The sequence below is a fragment of the Tenacibaculum lutimaris genome (genome assembly GCF_003610735.1).
Taxonomy (GTDB): Bacteria; Bacteroidota; Bacteroidia; order Flavobacteriales; family Flavobacteriaceae; genus Polaribacter; species Polaribacter lutimaris.
Window position 1 is genome coordinate 574685 of the sequence record NZ_RAQM01000007.1, and the last position, 24838, is coordinate 599522.

A 24838-nucleotide genomic window follows, 5' to 3' on the forward strand; every position below is an offset into this window, starting at 1 on the left:
CATGAGACACGGAAAGAAATTTAATCATTTAGGTAGAAAGACAGCGCACAGAAAAGCGATGTTATCTAACATGGCTTGTTCTTTAATTGAGCACAAGCGAATCAATACTACTGAAGCTAAAGCAAAAGCTTTACGTAAGTTTGTTGAGCCTTTAATTACAAAATCTAAAGACGATACAACTCACAACCGTCGTGTAGTATTTAGTTACTTGCGTAACAAAGAGGCTGTTACAGAATTATTCAAAGAAGTTTCTGTAAAAGTAGGAGACAGACCAGGAGGATATGTACGTATCATCAAATTAGGAAACCGTCAAGGAGATAACGCTCCTATGGCTATGGTTGAGTTAGTTGATTATAACGAGTTATACAATCCAAAAGGAGACAAAGCTAAAAAGAGTACTCGTCGTAGCCGTCGTGGTGGAGCGAAGAAAACTGAAGCTGCTGCTGTTGAAACTCAAACTTCACAAGAAGAAGAATAAAAATGAAAATTTTTATAAATTAAATCAAAGGGATAAACATTTTAATGTTTATCCCTTTTTTTGAAATAAAAATTTTAAATTGGTAGATAATTAATTAAAATTTTTAAAAAATGAAAAAGAATGTTTTTTTAATCACACTGTTATTTACCTTTAGTGCTATTTATTCGCAATCCTCATTAGTTACAATAAATAGAAATCAAGATCTAGGTCTTTTTAATTCATCTTCTGGTGTTTATGAGATGATGAATAATGTAAAACAAATTAAAAAACTGTATTATTTTAAAAGTTTTAATAATAAAACTATAATTAATATTAAAAACGGGAAGAAGTATAAAATTAATAACTTTAATCTGGATTTGGTAGATAATCTTTTTGTGTCTAAGGTAAACAATGATAGTTTGTTTGTTTTTTCAAGTATAGAAAGTGCAATTATAAACAATAGAGAATTTATAAAACAAGATGGTGGAATTTATGAAGTTCTGGTTAAGGGAAAAAGAGTTAATTTTAAAATTAGATATTATTCAGAAAAAAAAGATGAAGTAATTGATAGACTTAATGGTAAGGTTGTTAAACCAATGCGCTTTGTGCTAAAAAAAGAGTATTATTTAGTAAACAATAAAACATCGTCATTGAAAATATTAAATAAGTTGAACAAAAAAAAGTTGTTAAAATTCATTGAAGACAATAAGTTGGAAAATGAAGTATTAAATTTTATAAAAAAGAAAAAATTATCTTTTAAAAAAGAAGAAGAAATTAAACAGATTCTAAATTATTATAATTCATTATAAGAGAACTAAAAAGGACAAACATTTAATGTTTGTCCTTTTTTTATATATTTTTGCAAACAAATTACACAACACCACTAAATGAAATATCAAACACGTAAAAAAGCATTAGTTTTATTAGCAGACGGAACTATTTTCTACGGTAAATCTATTGGGATAGAAGGAACCGCAACAGGAGAAATTTGTTTTAACACAGGTATGACAGGGTACCAAGAAATTTTTACTGACCCTTCTTACTTCGGACAACTTATGGTAACAACCAATGCACATATTGGTAATTATGGAGTTAACGATGAAGAAGTAGAATCAGATGGAATTAAAATTTCTGGATTAATTTGTCGTAATTTCAGTTTTACGCACTCTCGTGTAGATTCTGATGGGAATTTATTAGATTGGTTTAAAAAGCACAATTTAGTTGCTATTTCTGATGTAGATACCCGTGCATTAGTATCATATATTAGAGATAATGGAGCAATGAACGCTATTATTTCTACAGAAGTAGATAATATTGAAGAATTAAAGAAGCAATTGGCTGAAACTCCGAATATGGAAGGATTAGAGTTAGCTTCCAAAGTGTCAACGAAAGAGCCTTATTTTGTAGGAGATGAGAATGCATCGATAAAGATCTCAGCTTTAGACATAGGAATCAAGAAAAACATTTTAAGAAACTTAGCTAAAAGGGGAGCTTACATAAAAGTGTATCGTTATAATGCAAGTTTTGAGCAAATGAGTGATTTCAATCCAGATGGGTATTTTATTTCAAATGGACCTGGAGATCCAGAGCCTTTAGAAGAAGCTCAAAATACAGCAAAACAAATCATCGAAAAAGATTTACCTTTATTCGGAATTTGTTTAGGACACCAAGTAATTGCATTAGCTAACGGAATTTCTACTTATAAGATGCACAATGGTCACAGAGGAATCAACCATCCAGTAAAGAATTTGTTGACAGGTAAAGGAGAAATTACTTCTCAAAACCACGGGTTTGCTATCAATAGAGAAGAAACAGAAGCGCATCCAGATGTAGAGATTACACATGTACATTTAAACGATAATACGGTAGCAGGTATCAGAATGAAATCTAAAAACGTATTTTCTGTACAGTACCACCCAGAAGCGAGCCCTGGGCCACATGATGCAGAATACTTATTTGATCAGTTTATCGAAAATATTAAAAAAGTAAAAGCTTAATAAAAAATCTTTAAAAAATATAATACATTCCCGTGGGTCGTAACTCACGGGAATGTATCTTAAAAATAAACAACTATGAGTATGATAATCAACATTCACGCACGTCAAATTTTTGATTCAAGAGGAAACCCTACAGTAGAAGTAGATGTTACTACTGAAAATGGAGTTGTAGGTAGAGCAGCAGTGCCATCGGGGGCTTCTACAGGAGAACACGAAGCTGTTGAACTACGTGATGGAGGAAATGATTATATGGGTAAGGGAGTGTTAAAAGCTGTTGAAAATGTAAACACTGTAATTGCTCAAGAATTATTAGGAGTATCAGTTTTTGAACAAAATATGATCGATCAAATGATGATTGATTTAGACGGAACTCCAAATAAATCAGTATTAGGAGCAAATGCTATCTTAGGTGTTTCATTAGCAGTAGCTAAAGCAGCAGCAAATGAATTAGGTTTGCCATTATATCGTTATATAGGTGGTGTTTCAGCTAATACGTTGCCTGTTCCTATGATGAACATCATTAATGGAGGTTCTCATTCAGATGCACCAATCGCCTTCCAAGAGTTTATGGTAATGCCAGTAAAGGCTCAAAACTTCACAGAAGCAATGCAAGTGGGATCTGAAATTTTTCACCATTTAAAGAAAGTATTACACGATCGTAATTTGTCTACCGCGGTAGGTGATGAAGGAGGTTTTGCTCCGACGTTAGAAGGAACTGAGGACGCTATCGAAACAATTGCTTTAGCAACTAAAAATGCTGGTTATAAATTTGGTGATGAAGTAATGATAGCTTTAGATTGTGCTTCAGCTGAGTTTTATGTAGACGGAAAGTATGATTATACCAAGTTTGAAGGAGATAAAGGAGCTGTAAGAACATCAGAAGAGCAAGCTGCTTATTTAGCTGAGTTATGTGAAAAGTATCCTATTATTTCTATAGAAGATGGAATGGATGAAAATGATTGGGATGGATGGAAAATGCTAACAGAAAAAGTTGGGGATAAAGTTCAATTAGTAGGAGATGATTTATTTGTTACTAATGTTGAGCGTTTATCAAGAGGAATTGAAAATGGTATTGCAAATTCAATCTTAATCAAAGTAAACCAAATAGGTACATTAACAGAAACGATTGCTGCGGTAAATATGGCGCATAATGCAGGGTATACTTCTGTAATGAGTCACCGTTCAGGAGAAACTGAAGATAATACTATTGCTGATTTAGCGGTAGCGTTAAATTGTGGGCAAATTAAAACTGGTTCAGCTTCACGTTCAGATCGTATGGCAAAGTATAATCAATTATTACGTATTGAGGAACAATTAGCAGATGTAGCTTACTATCCGCAAGAAAAAGCGTTTAAAGTAAAGTAATTACAAAAACATTTATTAGTATATATAAAAACTCATACAGTTACTGTATGAGTTTTTTTTGTACTTATATATGATAGAAGTTTGAATAAAGTAGAGTATTGCCCTCTTATATTGTTATAAAGTTATTTAATAATAAAAAATAAGCTATGAAAAGAACAATGCTATTTATTTGCAGCTTAATCACTGTGACATTATTTTCTCAAGAAAAACAAACTGAAAGTGTTTGGAGAATTAATTTTTTAAATCCAGGTATTGAATATGAAATGCCAACAGGAAATAAATCAACACTTTCTGTTGGTTTAGGTATTGGATATAGCGGAAGCTATCCGCATTCTTCAGCTTCTGATGTAGATACAGGACTTGTGTATGCTATAAATCCTTTTGTTGATATACAGTACAAATGGTTTTACAATTTTGATAAGCGTAAAATAAAAGGATTGAATACAACCACTAATTCAGGAAATTTTGTATCAGTTCGTGTCTTAACAAGAGGGAAAACTCTTTTTGGAGATGATGTAGTTACTGATAAATTAGATTTTGCAGTAGGGCCTACATGGGGTATACAGCGCAAACATGGAAAAAACTTCCACATGTTATTTGATATGGGGCCTATTTATTATTTTGATGTTGATGGAGGTCACGGCTTTTTTCCTTTGATGTTGCAACTAAACTTAGGGTTTGATTTGTAATATATTGTTAATAACAAACCTATTAAAATTGCTTTTATGAAGAATAAAATGTTTGCATTGCTGCTAATAATGCTATTTATTAGTGTCTTTTCAAATGCTCAAATAAGTATTTATGATGCTGTACAAACAGGAAAAGAAATTGCTAAAGATGAAAAGAACTCAAATGAGTTATCTCCAAAACTTATTCAAACGATAGAGTTTGGAACATCTCTTCCAAGTGAAATAAAATATAGCTTTAGTACTGATGAGTATTTTTCAGCACAAGAATTAAAAAGACGTTTATCATTCGAATTATTTTACAATATAAACTATCCTATTTTAAAGAAATTAACTTTTGGAGCCGTGGCAGGAATTCAACATCAATCGCAAGGAAGTATTACAGGGCTAAAATTAGGAGCAAGTTTTCGATATTATTTTAAAAATTATGAGGGTGTCAATCTGTATTTAATGACCGCAAGAAGTATTGGTGTTTCAAATAATGTAAAAAACGAGGCAGGAGAAGGAAATATTCGAGTAGGCTTACAATTTCCTATAAAGGAGTTAACAGATTTTGATGATTTTAGAGTTGTCTTCAGTATTTTTTGGGACAATGATTCTTATGCGCTAAAAAAGCCTCTTTTAGGTACTGAAATACCAAGCGATATTGTTTTTCGATCAGGTTACGGCTTTGGAATTGGCTTACAGTTTTAAATGTTTTATTTATAGAGAATAAAATAGCTCATTTTGAAATAGATTTTTAATAAAAAAAAGTTATGTATTTATATCAAAAATCTATTTGTTGAGTCTTTTAAAATAATTCAAAAAATGGTATATTCGCAACTCACTTCAATCATTAAAATTTAAGAAATTTAAAATGTCAGATATAGCAAAATTACAAATTGGCGAAAAAACGTATGAGTTTCCTTTAGTAAAGGGGACAGAGAATGAAACTGCAATTGATATTAAAGCCTTAAGAGGAGCCACGGACGGTGTTATTACCATTGATCCTGGGTATAAAAATACAGGTTCATGCCAAAGTGCTATAACATTTTTAGATGGTGAACAAGGAATTTTAAGATATAGAGGATACTCTATTGAAGAATTAGCTGAAAAGGCAGACTTTTTAGAAGTGGCTTACTTATTAATTTTTGGTGAGTTACCAACAAAAGAGCAATTAGATAAGTTTTATGCAGATATATTAGATGAAGCTATTGTAGATGATGATATTAAGAAAATCATTGATGCTTTTCCTAAAAATGCACACCCAATGGGAGTGTTATCTTCGTTAACATCAGCTTTAACAGCTTTTAATCCGTCTTCTGTAAATGTTGATTCAGAAGAAGATATGTACAAGGCTATCGTTAAAATTATGGGTAAATTCCCTGTTTTAGTAGCTTGGACATTACGTAAAAAACAAGGGCTACCATTACACTATGGCTCTCGTAAATTAGGATATGTAGAAAATATCTTAACAATGATGTTCCAAAAGCCGAATGATGAGTATGATTTAAACCCAATTATGATTAATGCTTTAGATAAGTTATTAATCTTACACGCAGACCACGAGCAAAACTGTTCAACTTCAACAGTACGTATCGTAGGATCTTCTCATGCAGGGTTATTTGCATCATTATCAGCAGGTATTTCTGCTTTATGGGGACCTTTACATGGTGGAGCAAACCAAGCAGTGCTTGAAATGTTAGAAGCTATCAAAGAAGATGGAGGAGATACTAAAAAGTACATGGGTAAAGCAAAAGATAAAGAAGATCCTTTCCGTTTAATGGGATTCGGACACCGTGTATATAAAAACTTTGATCCAAGAGCAAAGATTATTAAGAAGGCTGCAGACGAAGTATTAGGAGATTTAGGAGTTGAAGATCCAATTTTAGACGTAGCTAAAGGTTTAGAAAGAGAAGCTTTAGAAGATCAATACTTTGTTGATAGAAAATTATACCCTAACGTAGATTTCTACTCAGGTATTATCTACCGTGCGATGGGAATTCCAGTAGAAATGTTTACTGTAATGTTTGCTTTAGGACGTTTACCAGGATGGATTGCTCAATGGAGAGAAATGCGTTTACGCAAAGAGCCAATCGGTCGTCCACGTCAAGTATATGTTGGAGAGAATTTAAGGGAGTTCGTAGAAATAGACAAAAGATAAAACATGAAAAAAGTGTCATTTAATAATTTAAATGACATTTTTTTATTTAATATAATTGATGATGAAAGAAATTAAAATTATCAAAAATAGATCGGATATTGGAGCTGGAACTCGCGGTTCTGATATGGGAGTTGATGCTATTGAAATAGCAGCGATAAATAAAAAAAGTAATTATTTTGATTCGCATGATTTTGAAGACGTTATTACTGAAAACGAATCAATTTACAATAAAGTAAACAACTCGTTTGCTAAGCGAATTGATAGCGTTTTTAATCAATGTAAACGTTTAAGTAACCATGTGAAAGTTAACTTACAAGAAGGGAAATTTCCAATTGTATTGTCAGGAGATCATTCTTCAGCATTAGGAACCATTAGTGGTGTTAAGGCAGCTTACCCAACACAAAGAGTAGGTGTGGTTTGGATTGATGCTCATGGGGATTTGCATTCACCTTATACATCGCCATCTGGGAATATTCACGGTATGCCTTTGTCTGCTGCAATTTCAGATGATAATTTAGATTGTCAAATTAATGATGTTGACAGAGAAACATCAGAGTTATGGGAACGTATGAAAAACATAGGTACTCCAGGACAAAAAGTTTTACCAGAAGACATCGTTTTCTTTGGGGTTCGTGATACAGAAGAGCCAGAAGACAAACAAATGGAAAAATATGGTATTAAAAACTATATGGTTGCTGAAGTCCGTTATCGAGGATTAGATGTTTGTGTAAACGAAGCTTTAGATAAACTTTCTAATTGTGATGTTATTTATGTGTCGTTTGATGTAGATTCAATGGATTGTGATATGATTTCTTATGGAACAGGAACACCTGTGCCTAAAGGATTTGATCAATATGAAATCATTAATATTATCAATGGATTATTAGCAAGTAAAAAAGTAGCTTGTGTAGAATTTGTTGAAGTAAATCCGTTATTAGATTTCAAAGGAAATAAAATGGCTGAAACTGCTTTTGAAGTACTTGAAGAAGTAACTAAAAAAGTAAAGACTTTATAAAAAAATATAAAACAAAATAAAAAAGCGAGTATGTACATACTCGCTTTTTTATTTTACAAAGGTAGTTTAGAAAAATAAACACTTATATTTGCTTCAGTAAACTTTAGGAGTAGCTAGTTCGCTAGTTTGAGAAACATCCTTAGAACCTGATATGGTTAACACCAGCGTAGGGAAAAGTTGTAACATTTTATTCAGTGTCGTTTTTCTTTTAAAGAAACGATTCTGAACTTCTTCTACAGTTTACTTTAAAATAAGTTTTATATGATAACCTTAAAAGTAAACGACACTCAAAAAGAATTTTCTAGAACACTTTCATTACAAGATTTAGTTAATGAGCTAAAAGTTAAAACGAATGGTATTGCTATTGCAGTTAATAGTAACGTAGTGAAAAAGGAAGAGTGGACTTCACGTATGCTCCAAAATAATGATAATATTTTAATCATTAAATCTACACAAGGAGGTTAATATTTTCAGCAAACAAAATTCACAAGAATAAACAAACAACCCTAAAATGAAGAAAAAAGATACAGCACCAAAACAAGATGGTGTAACAAGGCAACCGTTTCCGAATTCAAAAAAAATATATGTTCAAGGAAAAATCCACCCGCAGATAAAAGTAGCAATGCGTGAAATTGAATTAAGCGACACTGTGGATTCGATGACTAAAAAAAGAACACCAAACGAACCCGTAACAGTGTATGATACTTCTGGGCCATATACAGATCCAACAAAAGAAATTAATATTCATAATGGATTAGAGCGTATTCGTGAACAGTGGATTTTAGATAGAGGTGATGTAGAAGAGCTTAATGAATTTACTTCGGAGTATTGCAACGAACGGTTAAATGATAAAAGCTTAGATCACTTACGTTTTAACTTAAAAAGTAAACCCAAAAGAGCTAAAAAAGGACATAACGTAACACAGTTACATTATGCAAAAAAAGGAATCATTACTCCAGAAATGGAATACATTGCCATTCGTGAAAATCAACGAATAGATGAAATGACACGTTTGTCAGAGCAACATCCAGGACAAGATTTCGGAGCGAGTATTCCTGCAAAAATTACACCCGAATTTGTTAGAGAAGAAGTAGCAAGAGGACGTGCGGTAATTCCTTCGAATATAAACCACCCAGAAGCAGAACCTATGATTTTAGGACGTAATTTCTTGGTAAAGATAAATGCGAATATTGGTAATTCAGCTACCACCTCATCAATAGAAGAAGAAGTAGAAAAAGCGGTTTGGGCATGTCGTTGGGGAGCAGATAATATCATGGATTTATCTACAGGAAAAAATATTCATGAAACTCGTGAATGGATTATCCGTAATTCACCTGTACCAGTAGGAACTGTACCTATTTATCAAGCCTTAGAAAAAGTAAATGGAGTTGCTGAAGATTTAACTTGGGAAATATTTAGAGATACATTAATAGAACAAGCAGAGCAAGGAGTAGATTACTTTACGATTCATGCAGGAGTTCGTTTGCGTTATGTACCTATGACAGCAAAACGTATTACAGGAATTGTATCAAGAGGAGGATCTATCATGGCAAAATGGTGTTTAGCACATCATAAAGAGAGCTTTTTATACACACATTTTGAAGAGATTTGTGAAATTATGAAAGCTTATGATGTAGCTTTTTCATTAGGAGATGGTTTACGTCCTGGCTCAATTGCAGATGCAAATGACGAAGCGCAGTTCGCTGAATTAGAAACCTTAGGGGAGTTAACAAAAATAGCACGTAAACATGAAGTACAATGTTTTATTGAAGGGCCTGGTCACGTGCCGATGCACATGATTAAAGCGAATATGGATAAACAATTGGAAGCTTGTGATGAAGCTCCGTTTTATACCTTAGGACCTTTAACTACGGATATTGCACCAGGATACGATCATATTACCTCAGGTATTGGAGCAGCGATGATTGGATGGTTTGGTTGTGCTATGTTGTGTTATGTTACACCAAAAGAACATTTAGGGTTACCAAATAAAGAAGATGTACGTACAGGAGTGGTTACTTATAAATTAGCAGCTCATGCAGCTGATTTAGCAAAAGGACACCCAGGAGCGCAACACAGAGATGATGCTTTAAGTAAAGCACGTTTTGAATTCCGTTGGGAAGATCAATTCAATTTAGGATTGGATCCAGAATTAGCAAGAGAATATCATGATGAAACCTTACCTGCTGAGGGAGCTAAAATTGCACACTTTTGCTCGATGTGTGGACCAAAATTTTGTTCTATGAAAATATCACAAGAAGTACGTGATTTTGCAGCTGAGAATAAAGTAGAAGGAGATGAAGTGTTTGCAAAAGGAATGGAGGAAAAGTCTAAAGAATTTAAAGATAAAGGATCAGAAGTATACCTATAAATTCTGAACATAGAATTATGAATTACGAGTTGACAATTTTTAAATTCGTAATTCATAATTTAAAACCGATTATATGATTATTCTAATAGCTCCAGAAAAAGACATCCCGAATGAAATTGAAATTCTTCAGCAATTATTTGAAGAAGGATTGGAATATTATCATTTCAGAAAACCTGACAAGAATTATGAAGAGCATGTGGCATATTTAAATCAGATAGATGAAAAATATCATGATAGAATAGTCACTCATTATTTTCATGAGCTCATCAATGAATTCAATTTAAAAGGCATTCATTTTCAAGAACAAAAAAGAATTGATGCTTTAGATAATGGAAATGAATATTTTATCGGGTTAGATATGATAGGAAAAACAATGAGTAGTTCCTTTCATGAGCCTTCGGCATTAGAAAATTGTGATATTGAATTTGATTATCACTTATTGAGCCCTGTTTTTTCATCTATTTCAAAGAAAGGTTATGAAGGAAGAGGTTTTGATGTAAATAATATAGATAAAACGATTATAGGAATGGGAGGAATCAATACCGATACCATTGAAAAAACGTTAGCATTAGGTTTTCAAGGAATAGGAGTTTTAGGTGGAGTTTGGAATGTAGAAAAACCTGTTGAAAGTTTTAAAAATATAAAACGTCATTACGAAATTCATAATTCATAATTGAAAAATAAGACATACATATTAACGATTGCAGGTCATGACCCGTCGGGAGGAGCAGGATTGACTTCTGATATTAAAACATTTGAAGCACATGGTTTATATGGACTTTCGGTATGTACAGCAGTTACAGTCCAAAATGATGTGGACTTTAAAGAATGTGTTTGGATTGAAAAAGAAGTAATCATCAACCAAATTACATCTCTATTTGAACGCTTTAAGATATCAGTAGTAAAAATAGGAATCATCCAGTCTTGGAAAATATTACTAGAAATTGTTCAGGTTCTAAAAAAACATAATCCATCCATAAAAATAGTAGTAGACCCTATTTTAAAAGCAAGTGCTGGATTTGCTTTTCATTCTGAAAAGAATATAAAAGTGTTTGAAGAAGTATTGCAACATTGTGATTTTATCACTCCAAATTATGATGAAATCAAAGCTTTGTTTTCTAATAAATCGATTGAAGAAACCATTGAGTTTATTTCAGAAAAGACTAATGTTTATTTAAAAGGTGGACACAGAGAAGACAAAAAAGGATGGGATGAAGTATATCACAATAAGATAGTACAGTTGAATATTCCACCGAAAGCTACATCCGTTTTTGAAAAACACGGAAGTGGTTGTGTGTTGTCTTCTGCTTTAGCTTCAAACATAGCAAAAGAACTTTCTTTAGAAGATGCATGTATACATGCGAAATGGTATACAGAACAATTTTTAAATTCTAATAAAACGCTCTTAGGAGAGCATAACTATAAATGATAAGTAAATTACATTATATAACTCAAGGGAAAACTCCAGAAGAACATTTAGAAAATATTCAAAGGGCTTGCGCTTCTGGAGTAGAGTGGGTACAACTTCGATTAAAGAATCTGGATCCGAAAACTGTTTTAGAAACAGCACAAAAAGCGAGAGAAATTACGAGTCACTTTCAAACACGGTTAATTATAAACGATTACTACAAAGTAGCTAAAGAAGTCAATGCAGATGGAGTTCATTTAGGGAAAACCGATACATGTCCGTTAAAAGCTCGTGAGTATTTAGGGAAATGGTATTCCATTGGTGGGACTGCTAATACTTTAGAAGATTGTAAAATTCTATTAGAGAAAAAAGTAGATTATATTGGTTTGGGGCCTTTTCAATTTACAGAAACTAAAAAGAATTTGAGTCCAGTTTTAGGAGCTGTCGGATATCAAGTAATTTTAGAAGCGTTAAATACAACTACTCCCATCATAGCTATTGGGGGAATTACTATAGAAAATGTACCTGAAATTATAAATACAGGAGTGTTTGGTATTGCTGTGTCAGGAGCGATTACTCAAAATTTTAACTCGATTTCTACATTTCATAAAATATTAAAAGCACCTAGCACCAACGAACAAGTGTATAAGTTAGGTGATAACAAATAGTAAAAATGAACACAAAATTAACGATAGCCGATAAAATATTTACCTCTCGATTATTTACAGGAACAGGAAAATTCAGTTCTTCTGAATTAATGAGAGAAGCTTTGTTAGCTTCAGAAAGTGAACTAATAACAGTTGCCTTAAAAAGAGTAGATGTTCAAGATAAAGAAGATGATATTTTATCACATTTAAATCATTCTCGAATTAACTTATTACCGAATACCTCAGGAGTAAGAACTGCAAAGGAAGCTGTTTTTGCCGCAGAGTTATCTAGAGAAGCTTTGGAAACAAATTGGGTGAAGTTAGAAATACATCCAGATCCGAGGTATTTATTACCTGATCCTATTGAAACTTTAAAAGCAGCAGAAGAGTTAGTAAAAAAAGGATTTGTGGTAATGCCTTATATACATGCTGACCCAGTTTTATGCAAACGATTAGAAGAAGTAGGAACGCAATGTGTGATGCCTTTAGGAGCTCCCATTGGAAGTAACAAAGGATTAAAAACGTTGGAGTTTTTAGAAATTATTATTGAGCAATCAAATGTTCCAGTAGTAGTAGATGCAGGTATTGGAGCGCCTTCTCATGCAGCGTATGCTATGGAATTAGGTGCCGATGCTGTTTTGGTAAATACCGCTATTGCCGTCTCACAAAATCCAGTAGCTATGGCACAAGCTTTTAAAAAGGCAGTAGAAGCAGGAAGAATGGCGTACGAAGCAAAACTAGCACCTGTAAGAACACAAGCAGAAGCAAGTAGTCCGTTAACGAGTTTTTTAAGTTAGCTAATAAAACTAACAATATATTATGAGTAATTTCAAAACAGTATTCAATCAATACAATTGGGATGATATGTTGCAAAGCATTTTTAATAAAACAGCTGCAGATGTAGAAAATGCTTTATCAAAGAATAAACTTGATTTGGAAGATTTTAAAGCGCTCATTTCACCTGCAGCAAAACCTTTTTTAGAACAGATGGCTCAAAAAAGTCGTATGTTGACTAAAAAGCGCTTTGGAAATACCATTCAAATGTATGCTCCGATGTATTTGAGTAACGAATGTCAGAATATATGTACCTATTGCGGATTCAGTTTTACAAACAAAATTCCGAGGAGAACTTTAACCGATGCTGAAATACTGAAAGAAGTTGCTTTTTTAAAAGCGAAAGGGTACGATCATATTTTATTAGTAACAGGTGAAGCCAATAGAACAGTTGGAGTCGATTATATTAAAAATGCAATTGAATTGATTCGTTCTCAATTTTCAAATATTACCATAGAAGTGCAACCTTTAGATCAGGACGAATACGAATTGTTGATTGAAAGCGGATTATATGCAGTATTGGTATATCAAGAAACCTACCATCAGGAGGAATATAAAAAGCATCATCCGAAGGGAAAAAAATCAAATTTTGAGTATCGTTTGGAAACTCCTGATAGACTTGGTAAAGCAGGAATTCATAAAGTTGGTTTAGGTGCTTTATTCGGATTGGAAGACTGGCGTGCAGATAGCTTTTTTACCGCATTGCATTTAAAATATATGCAGAAAACCTACTGGAAAACGAAGTATTCAATTTCATTTCCACGATTAAGACCACATTCTGGTGGATTGGAACCCAAGGTAGAAATGACAGATGCAGATTTGGTACAATTAATCTGTGCATTTAGAATGCTAGATGAAGATGTAGAATTGTCTATGTCGACCCGAGAAAGTGAAGTTTTTAGAAATAATATTGTTAATTTAGGGGCTACCTCAATGAGTGCAGAATCTAAAACAAACCCAGGGGGATATAGCGTTGAACCTCAGTCGTTAGAACAATTTGAAATTTCAGACGAACGAAGTACCGAAGAAATTGTAGCAATGTTAAAAGGTCAAGGATTAGAAGTAGTTTGGAAAGATTGGGAGCAGTTTGGGTAGATTGGCTTTTAGCTGTTAGCACTTGGTTTTTTGAGGTAATGATTAAGATTGAAAAACAAATAAAAAAGCTATGAGAAATTATCGAAAGTTTGAAGTGTGGAAAAAATCACATGAGCTAGCATTAAAAGTGTACGAGTTAACTAAAGGCTTTCCTAAAGAAGAAATATATGGAATAACCTCACAATTAAGAAGAGCTTCATTATCAGTCCCAACTAATATTGTTGAAGGAGTTAGTAGAAATACAGAAAAAGAATTTGCGCATTTTGTTAATATAGCATCAGGTTCGTCAGCTGAAGTTGAATACCTTTTAGAGTTTGCTAGTGAACTGAATTATTTGTCATATGAAAACTTTGAGGGTTTGAATAAAGAAATAATTTCAATAAGAAAAATGTTGAATGTATTACACTCAAGGTTAAGAAAATAAAGTTGTAAAATAAATACTAATAGCCAAAAGCGAATAGCTAATAACCAAATGCTAACCAAGAAAGAACAAAAACAATACAATCGTCATTTAATTCTCGATAAAATAGGAGAAGAAGGGCAACTAAAACTAAAACAAGCCAAGGTATTAGTAATAGGAGCAGGTGGACTGGGTTGTCCTGTACTACAATATTTAACAGCAGCTGGTATCGGAAAGATTGGAATTATAGATGATGATGTAGTAGATCAAAGTAATTTACAGCGTCAGGTTTTATATACGATAGATGATATAGGAAAGTCAAAAGCGCAAACAGCGGCAAATAGGCTATCAAAATTAAATCCGTTTGTTCAGTTTCATGTCTATCAAGAGAAATTAACCAATCAGAACGCCATTTCTTTATTTGAAAAATATGATGTAATTGTAGATGGGAGCGATAATTTTGCCACTCGTTATTTAGCCAATGATGCAGCGGTACTCACTCAAAAAGCATTAGTATATGGAGCCATTTTTAAATTTGAAGGACAAGTAAGTGTGTTCAATTATCAAGGAAGTGCTACGTATCGATGTTTATATCCAACTCCACCCAAACCAGAAGAATCACCTAATTGTTCAGAAATTGGAGTAATAGGGGTGTTACCCGGAATTATAGGAGCTTTACAAGCTAATGAAACCATTAAAATCATTTGTGGAATAGGAGAAGTGTTAGCGAACAAACTATTGATGTATGATACCTTAAGCATGCGTCAAATGCTCTTGAAATTTGAAAAGACTGATAAAGCTGAGGTTAATGAGTTAGATAAAGATTATGAATTCTTTTGCGGAATTAAATCAGCCACACACGAAATAACTTTGGAGGAACTACAAAACAATCAGTCAGCATATAATTTATTAGATGTTCGGGAAGATTGGGAGCGAGAACAATATCATATAGGCGGACAACATATTCCGTTAGGTGAGCTTGCCCAACGGTACAAAGAAATAGCAACAGACAAACCTGTAGTGGTTTATTGTAAATCAGGAGTACGAAGCCAACGAGCTATTGAATTTCTTGAAGAACATTATAATACAATCGCGTTTTTAAACTTAAAAGGAGGTTTAAAATAAATAAAACATCAGCTTAATTATTAAGCTGATGTTTTATTATAAAATAAGGTGTTCTTACATTGTTTTAGAAAGAATATAGAATTTAGAAAGTTCACCTTCAATTACTTTTTCTTCAGTATCTAATGCAATTAAAGCACCTTCAATACACTTGTACTGAGGGGTTCTATCAGGAATGTTTAAAGTGATGTTTGTTCCTTTTTTGTCCCATGAAAAACTTCCTTTTTCAACAAAGCTATTATGCTCTTCGCCTAAATATACTTCAGTCAGTTCAAACGTTAAATCAGTGTTTAATTTAAGTATAGTATTAATTCCAGGACAGCTAGCACAAGGTAGAGTTCCTTCATAGGTTCCAACCCAATCTAAAGAGTTTTTAGCATTATGTTCATCAATAAACTCTTGTTTAGGTTGCTGCTCAACTCTTTTTTCTGTATTACTATTGCTTTGGTTTTTACAAGAGAAAAATACTAACAAAGTCATGGCTAAAATAGCAGCCGATTTTTTAATTAATTTTCTATTCATTTTAAACAGTTTTAATAAAGCTTTTACTAGCAGTTATTATGCCATAAATTACTTTTGAATATAAGAAAATAGCATAAAATAATATTAAAATCTGTTACCTTCGCAGTATGCAACAAACAACGAATACGATAGTAATGGTTCGTCCTGCAAGTTTTAGGACGAATGAGCAAACAGCAGTAAATAATTATTACCAGCAGAAATTGTCAGGAATGTTGCCTGCATCAATTAATGCGAAAGCTCAAGAAGAATTTGATGCTTTTGTGCATAAACTTCAATCCGTTGGAGTAGAAGTTGTGGTTATTGAAGATACCAAAGAACCGGACACTCCTGATGCGTTGTTTCCTAACAACTGGATTTCTTTCCATGAGAATGGAGATGTTGCTATTTATCCAATGTTTGCAGAAAATCGCCGTTTAGAGCGAAGAGAAGATGTGTTAGAGGTATTGGAAGAAAAAGGCTTTGTAATAGAAAATGTTGTAGACTACTCTGAAGCGGAAGAAGAAGGGATTTTCTTAGAAGGAACTGGGAGTATGATTTTAGATAGATACAATAGAAAAGCCTATTGTGCCTTATCACCACGTGCAGATGAAGAACTGTTTATTGAGTTTTGTGAAGATTTTGAATATACCCCTGTAATTTTTACAGCAAACCAAACGGTAGATGGTAAAAGAGAAGCAATTTATCATACCAATGTAATGATGTGTGTAGCAGAAAGTTTTGCGGTAGTGTGTTTAGATTCGATAGACGATAAAAAAGAAAAGAAAAATCTTTTAAAACATTTGAAATCAGATAAAAAAGAGGTGATTACTATTTCTGAAGCACAAGTAACTCAATTTGCAGGAAACATGTTACAAGTTAGAGGAAATAATAACGAACGTTATTTAATAATGAGTACCTCTGCCTACGAATCGTTGACAAATCAGCAATTAAAAACGTTAGAAAAACACACAAAAATAGTACACAGTTCATTACAAACTATTGAAACCTGTGGAGGTGGAAGTGCTCGCTGCATGATGGCTGAGGTGTTTTTACCAAAAAACTAATCGGTTACTTCGGGATAAACCTTCCAGATATTTAAAGAAAACTATTTTAAGTTTTTAGAGGCAAAGACCTTATGGAATAAAACCCTTGGCTACTGCCCTGTGATTAAACAATCATGTTATTATTCGGAACTTTATAGTTTTTGTAGTACTGCATTAAGATAAATGAACAAATTACCGAAGAGGCAATTCCTTCAATTGCTAGTGCAAATACAACTAGAGGTAAACTTAATTTTTGTCCCCAAAAAGAAGATTTTTCAAGAACATTCATAAAGCTTGGGTCAATAAAGTCTACATAAATAATCAAACTTACAATAGTTAATGCTACAGCAACAATAGAAGTTCCTATTCCCAATAAAAAATTGCTGAAGTATACTGACTCATGATTTTTAATAATGTTTGTTTTAATAGCCCTGTTAATACCATACAAAACAAATGCAAAGTTTAAAAAACGCAGTTCAGCAACATCCTCTAACCCAAAAATTTTCATAACTAAAAAGTAACCAGCAATACCTGCAAAAATTAGCAAAGCATTACTGAATATAATTCTATTGCTCGCCATAATATACTTTTTAAGATTTAGTAGTCTTAAAAGTACAAAATAATCGGATGAAAATCAATGTTTTACAGTAAAGCTTCTCTTAAAATTGTTACTGGGTGTTTTGCTATACGTTTGGTTCCATCATAAATTTGATGACGACAACTTGTACCAGCAGCCACAATTTCGGTATCGTTTGAACAGTTTCTAACTTTAGGGAATAAGGTATCTTCACCTACTTGCATGCTTACTTTATAATGCTCTTTTTCATACCCAAAAGACCCCGCCATTCCACAACAACCTGTGTTCATAATGGTAACTTTATAATTCTCAGGAATGTTTAATATTGAAAAAGAAGCATGGGTGCTTGATAAAGCTTTTTGATGACAGTGCCCGTGAATTTTCAATGTTTTAATCTCTTTAGTAAAGAGGTTAGTATCAATATTCCCTTTGGTATGTTCAGCGGCTAAAAATTCTTCAATAGTAAAAACATTTTTGGCAATTTGTTCTGCGGAAGTTTTGTCATCTGCTAAACGAATATACTCGTCTCTAAACGTTAAAATAGCTGAAGGTTCAAGTCCGATAAGTGGTGTTTCTTCAGAAATTAAGTTTTTGAAAATAGCTACATTTTTATTCGCAATCTCTTTAGCTTCTTTTAAAAATCCTTTTGAAATATAACTACGTCCACTTTCTTCGTGATTAACAGTTTTTACTTCGTATCCTAGCTTTTCTAATACCACTACGGCATCTTTTCCTATTTCAGCATCGTAATAGTTGGTAAACTCATCATTAAATAGGTAAATCTTTTTTAAAGTATTTTCAGTTCTATTTAAAGTGACATTTTTACTATGTATCCAGCTTTCAAAAGTTTGTGTAGCTAATTTAGGAACTGAACGCTCAGTGGCAATTCCCATTACTTTTTTAGCTAAAGTTGTATTGGTAAAAAAGTTGGTTAATGCAGGAAATTTACTTCCTAGCCTGTTGTATTTAGCATTGTTAGCAAACAATTTACTGCGGAAAGAATACCCGTTTGTTTCTTGATATTGATATAAAAACTCTGCTTTCATAGAAGCAATATCTACATTACTCGGACATTCACTAGCACAAGCTTTACAGCTTAAACATAGGTCGAGAATTTCTTTTAATTCTTTAGAATCGAATTTGTTTTTAGCAGCGTTATTTGTTAAAACTTCACGTAAGGTATTAGCTCTAGCACGTGTGGTCTCTTTTTCGTTTCGAGTTGCTCGATAACTAGGGCAAAGTGTTCCACCAGCTTCAGGAGATTTACGACAGTCACCTGAACCGTTACATTTTTCAGCTAGTTTTAAAATGCCTTCGCTATCCGAAAAATCTTGAATGGTTTCAATAACAGGTTCGTTTCTGTCAATTTCATAACGTAAACTTTGATCCATCGGAAAAGCATCTGTAATTTTTCCTTTGTTGAATACATTATTAGGGTCGAATGCTTTTTTAATTCGTCTTAATAATTGATAGTTTTTATCACCAATCATCAATGGAATAAACTCTGCACGTACAATACCATCACCATGTTCACCACTAAACGACCCTTGGTATTTTTTTACCAACTCAGCAGTTTCAGTAGTTATCTTTCTAAATAAAGTAACATCTGCAGATTTCTTTAAGTTTAGAATAGGGCGCAAGTGCAATTCACCTGCTCCTGCATGGGCATAATACACAGCGTTTTGTTGGTATTTATCCATTATCTGGGTAAACTCCTCAATATATTCAGGTAAATCTTCAAGTGCTACTGCGGTATCTTCAATACAAGCAACCGCTTTCATATCACCTACAATATTTCCTAACAATCCTAAACCAGCTTTACGTAACTCATGCACTTTAGCAATATCGTTTCCGTATACTTTTGGATAATGATATCCGAAGTTATTCGTTTTTAAATCTTCAATTAGTTTATCAGCTAACACTTCAGCTTCTTCAATCGTATCAGCGGATACTTCTAACATCAAGACAGCTTCTGGATCTCCTTGTAAAAAGAAACGATTTTTGGCTTGTTCTCGGTTGTTCTTGGTACAATCTAAAATAACCTTGTCCATCAATTCACAAGCATATAATTTGTGATTCATGGCAGTTACTGTAGCTTTTAAACTTTCATTAATACTGGTAAAATGTGGACAAACCATAATACTTTGCGTAGGAGGTAAGTTGTCTAACTGAATAGTAATTGCAGTTGAAAACACCAATGTTCCTTCACTTCCTGATAAGAATTTTGCAGGATTGATAGTTGGCTCAGTACCTCCAAACATATCAGATGATAAAAATTCATCAACAGCATATCCTGTATTTCTTCGATGAATACTTTCTTTTGGGAATTCTTTTTTAATTTCTTGTTGAGCAGCTTCTGAAACAAGGTCAGTATAGATTGCTCGATAGATGTTTCCTTCTAAAGAGTTTTCTATTTTCTTCTGATTGAATTCTGCCGAAGTTATTTTAGAAAAAGTTACTTCACTACCATCACTCAACAATCCTTTAATGGCAATAACTTTGTCGCGAGTAACACCGTAACGGATAGAAGTACTTCCAGAGGAATTATTACCAACCATTCCACCAATCATACAACGGTTAGAGGTTGAGGTATTCGGACCAAAAAATAACCCGAAAGGTTTTAAAAATCGGTTTAAATCGTCACGAATAATCCCTGGTTCAACGGTAATTGTTTTGTTAATTTCATCAAAAGCCAACACATTGGTAAAATGTTTAGATACGTCAACTACAATTCCGTCTCCAACACATTGCCCTGCTAAAGAAGTTCCTGCGGTACGAGGAATCAAAGTGATATTGTTTTTCGTAGCAAAATCAATTAATAGCTGAATATCTTTTGTGTTCTTAGGATAGGCTACCGCTAAAGGAATTTTACGGTACACTGAAGCGTCAGTAGCATAAATGTTTTTATGCAAATCGTCAAAAAACAATTCTCCTGTTAACGATTTTTCTAAGACTTGTAGTTGTGTTGTTTGTATCATTATTTAAATCACCTAAAATGGTTATTTTATTGATTGCGTAAAGTATAATTTTACTGTTACAAATGTCTATAATTAAATTTTGTAAAAGTGCTTAATTAGTGTTTACTCTATAGGAATATTTCTTTTAAAACAGGTATCGAAACAAATAAAAGTATCGGTACCTGCTACTCCGTTTATTAAATGCACTTTATCATAGAGTATTTTTTGTAAATGCTGATTGTCTTTTGCGTAAATCAAGATGAAAATGGCGTAGTTTCCTGACACAAAATTACATTCAGTTATTTCAGGGATTTTTTCCAATTCGCGCATTACATCTTTGGCAAAACGCGCTTCACGTAAACGAATACCTGTGTATGATTTGGTTTTATAACCTAAGTTCTTTTCTTCTAAAACAAACTCAGCATTTTTAATAACACCTTCAGCGGTTAGCTTTTTAATGCGCTGATGAATTAAGGAGTTGGAAACTTTTAATTCTTCCGCAATTTGTGAATAGGCTTTACGAGCGTCTAAACGTAATTTTGAAAGTATTTGTTTGTCTATATAATCAAATTGATTTTCCAAAAGAATAATTTTGTTAGAATAAACTTAATATAAGCTACAAGATAAACAATCGTTTTTAACGAAAAAAGTGTAGCCGATAATGCAAATATACGGCTACACACTTTTTTAAAATATTTGATTTTATGATTAAGCATTTATTTCTGCCAAGCAGTTTTGTATGCTTTCATCTTGCATATCTTCATACCATTTTGTTAACTGATAAACAGGTTCACCTAAATCTTTTTCAAATAAATCTTGATTAGAAGTACCTTCATATTCACGCTTAGCATCATCTGTTCCTAAGTTTGAAGCAAAAATTCCTGCTGCACTTACAGGTAAGAAATCTTCGTAAACCATAGGTTCAATGCTTAAATAACCATCCTCTAATAATTGGTTTACATCTACTTTAGTGTACACTTTATCTTTAGATAAAGTTTTTACTTTATCAGTAGTAAAATAATGGAAATAAGCTAATTCTTCAGAACGTAAATCTTCATAGTTATCAGGGAAAACTTTAAAATTTTCTGCTAATAATTCATTGTATTCTGAAGCGTTTTCGGCAGTTGGTGATCCACCAATAGCTTTACGTGTTTTACCTAACAGTTCATGATACAAGTCAAGTCCTTTTTGAGTTAATGCTGCACCACGTTGTTCAATCTCACCAAAACGAGCTTTATGTTCGCCTATTTCTTCTTTTTCAACATTGTTTTTAAAAGTTACTTTTTCGGTCAATGCCTTAAAACTTGTTTGACGTAGTAAAATAGGGCATTTTCTTGCAGGAGGTCCTTCTATATTGTCTTTTGGTGGAATATTACGATCCTCCATACTTACTTGTACCTTGTCTATGTCTAAAGTTCTAGGGGTTAGATGGTTGATGTGAGGTCCTTTGAAAGCAACTACATCAGCAATTAATCTGTGTTGATTTAGTAAAGCTTCGTACATTTCATAATCTACAGTAGCAGTATCGTGCCAACGAAAAGTTTCTAATGCTTCTTGAACAAAGGTTTCAGCATCTTCTTTATTTAAACCTCCTTCTTTTTCGGATTTATCAATGAGTTGTAAAACTTTTTCTGTAAAAATTTGACGTTTTTCTAAAATAGTTTCAACATTGTTGCGAAGCTGAGCATCATCAATTAAATCTATACGTAATAAAGAGGTAAAAACTCTAAATGGAGCTTGATTAAGAGCGGTGCTTTCAATAGCTCTAAACGCCGTAGAGTGAACAGGAACACCAGCTGGAGCTAAATCATAATATCCAACAGAATACATTCCCATTACTTTAAACAAACGCCTCATCGTAAATAACTCGTAGGGTTTACCTAAACGAATTGCTCCGTGGCGTTCCATATTTAATCGAGTTAATTCACCAGTATGTGCTAACTGTTCTTCAATTTCTTTAGACTCTGAAAGAACATTTTCATTTATGCCATGAACCAAATCAAGAAGCTCACCATAAAGAGGTACCTCTTTCTTATACATATCAGACATAATTTTAGAAAAGCGGTTACGAATGTATTCTGGAGAAACAAATTCTTCAGCTGTATATTCTAGTTTATTTTTTGAGGACATAGTTTATTAAAATTTGCAGCAAATTAAATGAATTTAATTTTTTTCACTCCGTATAAAAGTAAATTTTGTTTTATTAATATTTATTTTGGGTTAATTTAATTCTTTAGAGATGTTTTTTTTAATCAAAAAAATAATTTTTACTAAAAAAGTGTTTTTAAAAGTCAATTTGACTTTGTTCTAATTATAAGTCTTAGCCAAACAATTCAACGCTTTTTCGCTTCAATTATGTGTTGATAACTATAAGTTTTGTTTTTTAATTATATTTTTTTTGTTAAAATTAACTTTGTAATATATTTATTGTCAGGATGTTAATGTTTTTATTTTGAAAAAATAAATTTTAAGGGTAGGTAATTTAAAGATAGGGTTGTCTTAAGGATATAAACAAAATAAATAAAATCATGAAAACATTACAAAGAACAGTATTACTATTAAGCGCAACCTCATTAATGTTATTAGGAGCTTCTTGTACTAGCGATGAAGGAACTAGTGAAAATTTAAGAATTAAAGCGTCTTCAACTAATACATTTAGTCAAAGTAAAACTGCTGCAAGAACTGTAAATAATGCTGAAGTTACTATTTCTGAATTTAAACTAAATATCTCAGAAATTGAATTAGAGTTTGATGATAGCTACTACGAAACTACGAATGATAACTTTATAGATTCTGATGATGAAATTGAATTAAGAGGACCGTTTGAGTTAGATTTGTTAACTGGAACAACAAATATTACTTCTTTAGAGTTACCAAAGGCTAGTTACGAAGAAATTGAGTTTGAATTTGATAAAAATACAGATGCATCTAGCGATATGTTTAACAAAACTGTTGTTATTAAAGGTACTATAAATGCTATTCCTTTTATCTTTTGGCACGACTTTGAAGAAGAAATTGAAGTAGATTTTGAAAATGCAGTGACTGATATTGTAGTTTCTGAGAGTTTAACAGATGTTACTATTAATTTTGATTTGAATGCTATGTTAAGTCAAGTAGATTTATCTTTAGCTATTGATGGTAATGAAGATGGTACTATTGAAATTAGTCCAGAAGACCTAGATGGAAACAAAGATTTAGCTGATCAATTAAAAGAAAAACTTAAAGCTGTAGCAGAGTTATTAGATGACTAATTAATGAAGTTAATTCTTTATAAAAAACCTGTGAAAATAATTTTCACAGGTTTTTTTTATGGTTTAAAAAGTTTTTTTTAGGTAAAACAAAAAAAAACGATATGCTTTTTACTTTATGGTTATTTGTTCTCCATCTTTTGGGATAGCAACTTTTTTTTCTAGGTTGTTTAGAATTAATATTTCTTTTAGTTTTTTTCGGGTTAAAGGGCAGTGATTTATAGCCTCCATGTGATTTGCTATAACTAAGCCAGGAGAGTTTTTAACAAATTTGATAATGTCATCTGTGTTCATGATCAGGTTTTTAAATAAATCAAATTGAGCAGCGCCACTAGCTAATACATTAATTTCAGGTTTGTATTCTTCTAAAACTTTATGAACAGCATTTGTGTATATAGTATCAGAACTTAAATAAATAGATTTTTGATTTGGTAATTTTATGTGAAAACCAAGTACATTTCCCATAAGTTTAGCTACAAATCCGTAACCATGTTTTGCAGGAATACCTTCTATTTCTCCTCCTAAGAATGGTTGTTTTTCCCAGTATTTTAAACTTTGAACAACATTTAGCCCTCTCTTTTTAAAAGCCTTCTCATCCTTTACACTAGAGGTAACAGGAATGTTATTTTTGATTAAAAACTCTACACCAGCATTATCTATATGATCTGGATGTTGATGAGTTATTAAGCAATGAGTTACTTTTTTTAGTAGTGCGTGTGTTTTTTGGGGAAGTGGAACAGTTGGGTTTTTTCTAGCTTTATGTCTAAAGAGAGTAAATGGAGGCATAATTCCTTGGTTACCGAGCATTGGATCAACAAGAATAACGTCTTTTTCAGTTTCAATAATTATAGTAGCGTTTCTTATTTGGTGTATATGTAACAAAGAACTGAGGTAAAAAACAAGTAAATTTTATACTTTTTTAAACCAAAGTACTTTTATAATTTGCATCATAAGGTAAACCACTTTTTACTA

At 32.5% G+C, this 24838-nt stretch carries 25 protein-coding genes and 1 riboswitch; of the genes, 19 read left to right on the forward strand and 6 right to left on the reverse strand.

Features of this window, described 5'->3' with window-relative positions:
* Position 1 precedes the first annotated feature (1 nt).
* The 17 genes from rplQ to moeB all read left to right on the forward strand — a co-directional run bounded on the left by rplQ (position 2) and on the right by moeB (position 15543).
* Complete coding sequence (gene rplQ, locus C8N26_RS06345; protein ID WP_120186511.1) at positions 2 to 478, forward strand: 50S ribosomal protein L17; 477 nt, start codon at positions 2 to 4, stop codon at positions 476 to 478.
* Between the two features lie 110 nt (positions 479 to 588).
* Positions 589 to 1266: a hypothetical protein gene (locus C8N26_RS06350; protein ID WP_120186512.1), complete on the forward strand. Its 678-nt coding sequence runs from the start codon at positions 589 to 591 to the stop codon at positions 1264 to 1266.
* Between the two features lie 78 nt (positions 1267 to 1344).
* Positions 1345 to 2454 carry a glutamine-hydrolyzing carbamoyl-phosphate synthase small subunit gene (carA, locus tag C8N26_RS06355; RefSeq protein WP_120186513.1) on the forward strand — a complete coding sequence of 370 codons (1110 nt, stop codon included), beginning with the start codon at positions 1345 to 1347 and terminating at the stop codon, positions 2452 to 2454.
* Between the two features lie 75 nt (positions 2455 to 2529).
* Positions 2530 to 3819, forward strand: coding sequence for a phosphopyruvate hydratase (gene eno / locus C8N26_RS06360; RefSeq protein WP_028890754.1), 1290 nt, complete (start codon positions 2530 to 2532; stop codon positions 3817 to 3819).
* A gap of 146 nt (positions 3820 to 3965) precedes the next feature.
* On the forward strand, positions 3966 to 4508 hold the full coding sequence (locus tag C8N26_RS06365; RefSeq protein ID WP_120186514.1) for a hypothetical protein: 543 nt from the start codon (positions 3966 to 3968) through the stop codon (positions 4506 to 4508).
* 36 nt (positions 4509 to 4544) lie between these two features.
* Entirely contained in the window at positions 4545 to 5198 is a 654-nt protein-coding gene (locus tag C8N26_RS06370; protein WP_147418486.1) for a hypothetical protein, read from the forward strand.
* 163 nt (positions 5199 to 5361) lie between these two features.
* Positions 5362 to 6648 carry a citrate synthase gene (locus tag C8N26_RS06375; RefSeq protein ID WP_028890757.1) on the forward strand — a complete coding sequence of 429 codons (1287 nt, stop codon included), beginning with the start codon at positions 5362 to 5364 and terminating at the stop codon, positions 6646 to 6648.
* Positions 6649 to 6709: 61 nt separating this feature from the next.
* On the forward strand, positions 6710 to 7663 hold the full coding sequence (locus C8N26_RS06380; RefSeq protein WP_245962530.1) for an arginase: 954 nt from the start codon (positions 6710 to 6712) through the stop codon (positions 7661 to 7663).
* 95 nt (positions 7664 to 7758) lie between these two features.
* Positions 7759 to 7853: riboswitch (TPP riboswitch) on the forward strand.
* A gap of 71 nt (positions 7854 to 7924) precedes the next feature.
* On the forward strand, positions 7925 to 8128 hold the full coding sequence (thiS, locus tag C8N26_RS06385) for a sulfur carrier protein ThiS (RefSeq protein WP_120186517.1): 204 nt from the start codon (positions 7925 to 7927) through the stop codon (positions 8126 to 8128).
* Positions 8129 to 8174: 46 nt separating this feature from the next.
* Entirely contained in the window at positions 8175 to 10034 is a 1860-nt protein-coding gene (thiC, locus tag C8N26_RS06390) for a phosphomethylpyrimidine synthase ThiC (RefSeq protein ID WP_028890760.1), read from the forward strand.
* A gap of 73 nt (positions 10035 to 10107) precedes the next feature.
* Positions 10108 to 10707, forward strand: coding sequence for a thiamine phosphate synthase (locus C8N26_RS06395; protein ID WP_120186518.1), 600 nt, complete (start codon positions 10108 to 10110; stop codon positions 10705 to 10707).
* Positions 10708 to 11463, forward strand: a complete 756-nt coding sequence (locus C8N26_RS06400; protein ID WP_120186519.1) for a hydroxymethylpyrimidine/phosphomethylpyrimidine kinase — start codon at positions 10708 to 10710, stop codon at positions 11461 to 11463.
* Positions 11460 to 12110 (forward strand): thiamine phosphate synthase, encoded by a 651-nt coding sequence (gene thiE / locus C8N26_RS06405; protein WP_120186520.1) that lies wholly within the window; start codon positions 11460 to 11462, stop codon positions 12108 to 12110. The genes C8N26_RS06400 and thiE overlap by 4 nt, the downstream gene beginning before the upstream one ends.
* A gap of 5 nt (positions 12111 to 12115) precedes the next feature.
* Positions 12116 to 12886: a thiazole synthase gene (locus C8N26_RS06410; protein ID WP_120186521.1), complete on the forward strand. Its 771-nt coding sequence runs from the start codon at positions 12116 to 12118 to the stop codon at positions 12884 to 12886.
* 22 nt (positions 12887 to 12908) lie between these two features.
* Positions 12909 to 14018: a 2-iminoacetate synthase ThiH gene (thiH, locus tag C8N26_RS06415; protein ID WP_120186522.1), complete on the forward strand. Its 1110-nt coding sequence runs from the start codon at positions 12909 to 12911 to the stop codon at positions 14016 to 14018.
* A gap of 70 nt (positions 14019 to 14088) precedes the next feature.
* A complete protein-coding gene (locus tag C8N26_RS06420; RefSeq protein WP_120186523.1) occupies positions 14089 to 14442 on the forward strand; it encodes a four helix bundle protein in 354 nt (117 codons plus the stop codon).
* 48 nt (positions 14443 to 14490) lie between these two features.
* Positions 14491 to 15543 carry a HesA/MoeB/ThiF family protein gene (gene moeB / locus C8N26_RS06425; RefSeq protein WP_120186524.1) on the forward strand — a complete coding sequence of 351 codons (1053 nt, stop codon included), beginning with the start codon at positions 14491 to 14493 and terminating at the stop codon, positions 15541 to 15543.
* A gap of 54 nt (positions 15544 to 15597) precedes the next feature.
* Here the strand turns inward: moeB and C8N26_RS06430 are convergent, their stop codons facing one another.
* Complete coding sequence (locus C8N26_RS06430; RefSeq protein WP_120186525.1) at positions 15598 to 16062, reverse strand: copper resistance protein NlpE; 465 nt, start codon at positions 16060 to 16062, stop codon at positions 15598 to 15600.
* A 107-nt stretch (positions 16063 to 16169) separates the two neighbouring features.
* On the opposite strand from C8N26_RS06430, the gene ctlX reads away from it, so the two are divergent.
* A complete protein-coding gene (ctlX, locus tag C8N26_RS06435; RefSeq protein ID WP_120186526.1) occupies positions 16170 to 17105 on the forward strand; it encodes a citrulline utilization hydrolase CtlX in 936 nt (311 codons plus the stop codon).
* Positions 17106 to 17208: 103 nt separating this feature from the next.
* Here ctlX and C8N26_RS06440 read toward each other — a convergent pair whose 3' ends face one another.
* From C8N26_RS06440 to hglS, 4 genes are all read right to left on the reverse strand, one after another.
* Entirely contained in the window at positions 17209 to 17664 is a 456-nt protein-coding gene (locus tag C8N26_RS06440; RefSeq protein ID WP_120186527.1) for a hypothetical protein, read from the reverse strand.
* A 62-nt stretch (positions 17665 to 17726) separates the two neighbouring features.
* Positions 17727 to 20639 carry an FAD-binding and (Fe-S)-binding domain-containing protein gene (locus C8N26_RS06445; protein WP_120186528.1) on the reverse strand — a complete coding sequence of 971 codons (2913 nt, stop codon included), beginning with the start codon at positions 20637 to 20639 and terminating at the stop codon, positions 17727 to 17729.
* A 102-nt stretch (positions 20640 to 20741) separates the two neighbouring features.
* The gene (locus tag C8N26_RS06450) at positions 20742 to 21200 is read right to left on the reverse strand and encodes an Lrp/AsnC family transcriptional regulator (RefSeq protein ID WP_028890773.1); all 459 of its coding nucleotides are present in this window, start codon (positions 21198 to 21200) and stop codon (positions 20742 to 20744) included.
* A 126-nt stretch (positions 21201 to 21326) separates the two neighbouring features.
* Positions 21327 to 22748, reverse strand: a complete 1422-nt coding sequence (gene hglS / locus C8N26_RS06455; RefSeq protein WP_120186529.1) for a 2-oxoadipate dioxygenase/decarboxylase HglS — start codon at positions 22746 to 22748, stop codon at positions 21327 to 21329.
* A 398-nt stretch (positions 22749 to 23146) separates the two neighbouring features.
* Between hglS and C8N26_RS06460 the strand changes: the two genes are divergently transcribed.
* Positions 23147 to 23869: a hypothetical protein gene (locus C8N26_RS06460; RefSeq protein WP_120186530.1), complete on the forward strand. Its 723-nt coding sequence runs from the start codon at positions 23147 to 23149 to the stop codon at positions 23867 to 23869.
* 108 nt (positions 23870 to 23977) lie between these two features.
* On the opposite strand, the gene C8N26_RS06465 is transcribed toward C8N26_RS06460, so the two are convergent.
* Complete coding sequence (locus C8N26_RS06465) at positions 23978 to 24748, reverse strand: MBL fold metallo-hydrolase (protein ID WP_120186531.1); 771 nt, start codon at positions 24746 to 24748, stop codon at positions 23978 to 23980.
* Positions 24749 to 24838: the final 90 nt, after the last annotated feature.

What these genes read in the sequence shown, in the direction of transcription:
- thiS (WP_120186517.1), top strand. Translation starts at nt 7,925, where the DNA reads ATGATAACCTTAAAAGTAAACGACACTCAAAAAGAATTTTCTAGAACA.
- C8N26_RS06375 (WP_028890757.1), top strand. Translation starts at nt 5,362, where the DNA reads ATGTCAGATATAGCAAAATTACAAATTGGCGAAAAAACGTATGAGTTT.
- C8N26_RS06370 (WP_147418486.1), top strand. Translation starts at nt 4,545, where the DNA reads ATGAAGAATAAAATGTTTGCATTGCTGCTAATAATGCTATTTATTAGT.
- hglS (WP_120186529.1), bottom strand. Translation starts at nt 22,748, where the DNA reads ATGTCCTCAAAAAATAAACTAGAATATACAGCTGAAGAATTTGTTTCT.
- C8N26_RS06430 (WP_120186525.1), bottom strand. Translation starts at nt 16,062, where the DNA reads ATGAATAGAAAATTAATTAAAAAATCGGCTGCTATTTTAGCCATGACT.
- thiC (WP_028890760.1), top strand. Translation starts at nt 8,175, where the DNA reads ATGAAGAAAAAAGATACAGCACCAAAACAAGATGGTGTAACAAGGCAA.
- C8N26_RS06445 (WP_120186528.1), bottom strand. Translation starts at nt 20,639, where the DNA reads ATGATACAAACAACACAACTACAAGTCTTAGAAAAATCGTTAACAGGA.
- C8N26_RS06350 (WP_120186512.1), top strand. Translation starts at nt 589, where the DNA reads ATGAAAAAGAATGTTTTTTTAATCACACTGTTATTTACCTTTAGTGCT.
- C8N26_RS06460 (WP_120186530.1), top strand. Translation starts at nt 23,147, where the DNA reads ATGAAAACATTACAAAGAACAGTATTACTATTAAGCGCAACCTCATTA.
- C8N26_RS06380 (WP_245962530.1), top strand. Translation starts at nt 6,710, where the DNA reads ATGAAAGAAATTAAAATTATCAAAAATAGATCGGATATTGGAGCTGGA.
- C8N26_RS06440 (WP_120186527.1), bottom strand. Translation starts at nt 17,664, where the DNA reads ATGGCGAGCAATAGAATTATATTCAGTAATGCTTTGCTAATTTTTGCA.
- thiE (WP_120186520.1), top strand. Translation starts at nt 11,460, where the DNA reads ATGATAAGTAAATTACATTATATAACTCAAGGGAAAACTCCAGAAGAA.
- C8N26_RS06410 (WP_120186521.1), top strand. Translation starts at nt 12,116, where the DNA reads ATGAACACAAAATTAACGATAGCCGATAAAATATTTACCTCTCGATTA.
- carA (WP_120186513.1), top strand. Translation starts at nt 1,345, where the DNA reads ATGAAATATCAAACACGTAAAAAAGCATTAGTTTTATTAGCAGACGGA.
- thiH (WP_120186522.1), top strand. Translation starts at nt 12,909, where the DNA reads ATGAGTAATTTCAAAACAGTATTCAATCAATACAATTGGGATGATATG.
- rplQ (WP_120186511.1), top strand. Translation starts at nt 2, where the DNA reads ATGAGACACGGAAAGAAATTTAATCATTTAGGTAGAAAGACAGCGCAC.
- eno (WP_028890754.1), top strand. Translation starts at nt 2,530, where the DNA reads ATGAGTATGATAATCAACATTCACGCACGTCAAATTTTTGATTCAAGA.
- ctlX (WP_120186526.1), top strand. Translation starts at nt 16,170, where the DNA reads ATGCAACAAACAACGAATACGATAGTAATGGTTCGTCCTGCAAGTTTT.
- C8N26_RS06365 (WP_120186514.1), top strand. Translation starts at nt 3,966, where the DNA reads ATGAAAAGAACAATGCTATTTATTTGCAGCTTAATCACTGTGACATTA.
- moeB (WP_120186524.1), top strand. Translation starts at nt 14,491, where the DNA reads ATGCTAACCAAGAAAGAACAAAAACAATACAATCGTCATTTAATTCTC.
- C8N26_RS06420 (WP_120186523.1), top strand. Translation starts at nt 14,089, where the DNA reads ATGAGAAATTATCGAAAGTTTGAAGTGTGGAAAAAATCACATGAGCTA.
- C8N26_RS06395 (WP_120186518.1), top strand. Translation starts at nt 10,108, where the DNA reads ATGATTATTCTAATAGCTCCAGAAAAAGACATCCCGAATGAAATTGAA.